Annotated in this window: 5 protein-coding genes and 1 tRNA gene; 2 read left to right on the top strand and 4 right to left on the bottom strand. The window is 47.1% G+C overall.

Going from position 1 to position 2,982, the window contains the following annotated elements; all coding sequences use genetic code 11:
- Together QCH34_RS09940 and QCH34_RS09935 are read left to right on the top strand one after the other, a co-directional pair.
- Positions 1-650 (top strand): thymidylate synthase (locus QCH34_RS09940; protein WP_300333558.1); only part of this gene is annotated, 650 nt, incomplete at its 5' end.
- A gap of 191 nt (positions 651-841) precedes the next feature.
- A tRNA-Gln gene (locus QCH34_RS09935) sits at positions 842-914 on the top strand.
- A gap of 486 nt (positions 915-1,400) precedes the next feature.
- Here QCH34_RS09935 and QCH34_RS09930 read toward each other — a convergent pair.
- The 4 genes from QCH34_RS09930 to QCH34_RS09915 all read right to left on the bottom strand — a co-directional run.
- On the bottom strand, positions 1,401-1,814 hold the full coding sequence (locus QCH34_RS09930) for a HepT-like ribonuclease domain-containing protein (RefSeq protein WP_300333553.1): 414 nt from the start codon (positions 1,812-1,814) through the stop codon (positions 1,401-1,403).
- Entirely contained in the window at positions 1,811-2,284 is a 474-nt protein-coding gene (locus QCH34_RS09925; RefSeq protein WP_300333548.1) for a nucleotidyltransferase domain-containing protein, read from the bottom strand. Before QCH34_RS09925 ends, QCH34_RS09930 begins: the two co-directional genes overlap by 4 nt.
- An 83-nt stretch (positions 2,285-2,367) precedes the next feature.
- On the bottom strand, positions 2,368-2,586 hold the full coding sequence (locus tag QCH34_RS09920) for a hypothetical protein (RefSeq protein WP_300333546.1): 219 nt from the start codon (positions 2,584-2,586) through the stop codon (positions 2,368-2,370).
- Positions 2,587-2,596: 10 nt separating this feature from the next.
- A partial coding sequence (locus QCH34_RS09915; RefSeq protein ID WP_300333544.1) for a DUF1614 domain-containing protein occupies positions 2,597-2,982 on the bottom strand: 386 nt, incomplete at its 5' end.

The following is a 2,982-nucleotide window of genomic DNA, read 5'->3' as shown; positions in this document are numbered from 1 at the left end:
AGAACAGCGAGGAAACACTTGAAACCGACGAGATTGCACTCCGGGTCGAGAATCCGCTAGCTGAGCCGATGGCAAGTACCCATTCACGGTTTAGAAACGCGTTTTTGGAGAGCTATGCAGACGGCCTTATCAATGGCTCTGATGCCGTCTTTGAATATGACTACCATTCACGCCTCTTCGACTGGGGGCAGGGACTCAAACTCAAGGAAGGCGACATCCATGCCGACCAGATCAGGTACATTATAGAGAAGCTAAAGAATGAGCCAGTCAGCAGGCGGGCAGTCGCCGTCACATGGAACCCCGCAATTGACGAAACACTGGACGACTGCCCCTGCCTCCAGCTGATCCAGTGCGTCATCCGGAAGGAAGGAGATGCACGGCTCCTTGATATGAAGGTCGTCTTCCGTTCAAATGACATGCTCTCGGCAGCAGGTGCAAATATGTATGCACTGGCACGCCTCCAGCAGTGTATTGCAGAGGCAGTCGGCGTGCCGGTTGGAGCATACACCCATATCTCGCTTGTCCCGCACATCTATTATAAGAGGGATGTTGCCGACATCCCGCCATTCTGTGGTGAGGGAACACTGATCCGGCCCCTGGAAATTGTCTGTGCAGCATGCCGGGGATGCCAGAGAGCGGAGAATATTTAACCCTCATCGCTTTTTCTCGCTATTTTCTTCTTTTTTCGTCTTATTCCCGCCATATCACATGCAGAGATTCCATATGTGATCTCCTGCGGGATACGGGATTATTGTTGAAGAAAAACTCCCTGAAGACTCCACCAGACCGGGGATTTCCGTCAGGTTCATTAATCATCAGGAATCACATATTATGGCACAATAGTCCGGTAGTGTAGCGGTCAATCATGGGGGACTCTGGATCCCCCGACAGCAGTTCGAATCTGCTCCGGACTACTTTTCCTTTTCTGTTTGAATCTTTTTCGAATAATGCCTATTCTGCCCTTTTCACAACACTTCTGGGAACTCTGAAATGGTTTCATTAGATCAAAATAACGATTTTTAACCCTATTTTAAGTCATTCAATTGATCAGCGGAATACAATACTGCTTTGAAACAAGAGAGAATCTACACTCATGAATCCATCCAGCCGATCCGCAATAAACCATATACGAGTTTATACAGAGATGGTGATGAGAGGTGAGTGGCACAGACGACACCTCGGAAAACACAGAAATTGCAAAATTTCTAGAAAAGCAAATAAAGAGCTCACATGACCCTAAGCAGAACCATATGGGCTTTTCCAGAATCGATGGTGTGAATAACCACCCTCAAATCAATCAGAAAAGTCGCTTAGCAAATTGTGGCATGATAGGATCCACATCCAAGCATGAGCAAAAGAGAACCACCAGAAGAGAGATATTTTGAGGATAAAAGGGTTGATTAAGCCATCTTTTGGAGATAGCGTTGTATTGCACCAAGATATGTATCAAGTACACAGTAATCCTGCTGAAGAATAGCATAGACCTGCCCAATATCAAGATCACCATACCTATGAACGAGGATATTCCGAAAACCAGCCAGATCTGAGAGATCCTGAACAGACCTTTCTGATATAATCGAATGCTTCCCCAGAATTTCAAAAGCTTCCCGATAACTACCAGGCTTTTCCAATTTTCCATCGGCGATTATGTCTGCCGCAATATCAATTGAAGATTGAATAGAGATCATCATCGCATGCATAACCATGTTTCTCGTATCCCTATCTGAAACAAATAGATCCTCAGATATGGAACGATAGCGTTTCCAGTCAGCTAATGCATTCTTAAATTCATCAATATGATGATATATCCTCATCCTTTCACCGGTGAAATACACGCCTTATCCATCATCTCAAACATCGGAAGCAGATCAAGATACTGTGTCAGAACATCTGCCTCGAATGAGCTACGTTCATCCTCATCACGGGCAAAAACAAGTCGGCCGCTCCGTACCACCTCATAGAGGAAACGAACGGGAGCACCATTGAGAAGACGAAGATCAACCTCACACCGCGGAGAAATACGTTGTTCTATAACAGAGGCAATTCGCATACCATATTTAAAGTAATCATAGGGTTTTCTCTCCCCAGACACCAGAACCCCAATATCAATATCATTAAATCGATTGCTTTTCAGAAATGAGCCGAAAATATACACCACAATAACATCAGCAGTGAGTTCCAAGTCGCAAGCGAAGACTTGAGCGATCTCACCGATAATCCGTTCCCTCGCCCGCTCATCCAGATCATGTCTACAAGAATTACCCTGTGAGGAGAGTGATGTCATACGCAATACTTCTTCAACATACTATTATCGGAAGCCATATTAATATAAGCCAGAAAAAATCGAAATCACCCCGGTGATTCCACTCATTCAAGCCCCAGATCCCGTTTCAGTTCTTCATGGGTGACGAACCCACCCCGGTCAACCTCTTCCAGAGCCTCTTGGATCTCGGCAATCTCCTCATCAGTGAGAGGTTCATCATCCACCTCACTCTCCAAACCCCGTTCAAATTCTGCAAGCCCGGTTCCACCCCTCTCTTCTTCCAGACCCGATCCACCAAACCAACTCTCACACCTTTTACACATCCAATCCCCATCACGCCAAAAACGCTGCGATAATCCCGGACAGAAAGATCCCGTCAAACGTCCCGGCACCCCCGATAGAGACAATTGGCACCCCAAGGGATCCGATCTTCCTGAGATTTAGGAGATCTGCTCCAAGAAGCGTCCCGATTGTCCCGCTCACATAGGCAATGATAGCGGCACTCAGCCCAAATCCTCCTGCAAGCAGGATCCCGCAGATAAGAGCAGCAAGCGGCGGCAGGAAGAACGGCGCCCCTATACCGACTCCGGGGATGAGCCGTGCATATCGGTTGACGACAATAGTGACAGCAAGGGCCCCCACACAGGCAAGAGTGAAGAGCCGTACATCACCCATCCCGATGAGTGCGTGAAAGAGGAGATACACCGATATCAGAACAG

Origin of the sequence: Methanocalculus sp., assembly GCF_029762515.1 — an archaeon.
Taxonomy (GTDB): Archaea; Halobacteriota; Methanomicrobia; order Methanomicrobiales; family Methanocorpusculaceae; genus Methanocalculus.
This window is presented reverse-complemented; position numbering and strand designations above follow the sequence as displayed.